Below are 705 nucleotides of genomic sequence, written 5' to 3'. Positions count from 1 at the left end.
ACGGTCTCCGACGTAGCCGCCGCCACCGGTTGCCAGACGCTCAGCAGCCGAGTGAAGCCGGGTCAGGCCTATCGGATCGGCGCGGGCGGATGGCAGACGAAAGGCGCTGGACCCATAGCCTTGCCGCCCTATTGCGCCACGGCGGGCTGACGGGATCGCTACCATCGGGCGATCCTTTTCAATGGCTCTACCTGACCGTCCTACAATGGTTGACTATCCCGCATCCCCTTTCTAAACGGGCCGCGCCTTGACGGGTGCAGCCGCAGGCTTCATGGCCTTCTTCCACGCAATAGCGGACGGAGGGAGGCCGCGATGACCGAGGACGCACCCGGGGAAGACCCGGTGGGGGAAGATGCGCGCATCACGTCGCTCGAAGAGCGGATCGTGCGCGCCGAACGCACCGAAAAGGTCAGGGTCGGTGCGAGCACGCAAGCGGCGGACGATGGGTCCCGCCTCGGCAATCGTGTTCTGGCCGAACTGATCGGCGGTCTTGTCGGCGGTGCGCTGGTGGGTTGGGTCCTCGACCGCCTGTTCGGCACGTCGCCCTGGCTTCTGCTCGTCTTTCTCGGTCTCGGCATCGTGGCGGCGTTCAGGAACATCATCAGGCTTTCGACGAAGCGTCCCGGCGAATAGGGGCGCTTTTGTCATAGGTCGGCGGCAATGGGTTGCAGGGGTAAACGTGGCAGAATCCGGCAAAATCGATCC

At 64.5% G+C, this 705-nt stretch carries 1 protein-coding gene and 1 pseudogene; both read left to right on the top strand.

Annotated elements, in window-relative coordinates; all coding sequences use genetic code 11:
- Positions 1–150: pseudogene (locus QHC67_RS18950) on the top strand (DUF1318 domain-containing protein); the annotation flags it as partial.
- 162 nt (positions 151–312) lie between these two features.
- Positions 313–633, top strand: a complete 321-nt coding sequence (locus tag QHC67_RS18945; RefSeq protein WP_319296720.1) for an AtpZ/AtpI family protein — start codon at positions 313–315, stop codon at positions 631–633.
- Positions 634–705: the final 72 nt, after the last annotated feature.

Source organism: Sphingobium sp. (genome assembly GCF_033795625.1).
Taxonomy (GTDB): Bacteria; Pseudomonadota; Alphaproteobacteria; order Sphingomonadales; family Sphingomonadaceae; genus Sphingobium.
This window is presented reverse-complemented; position numbering and strand designations above follow the sequence as displayed.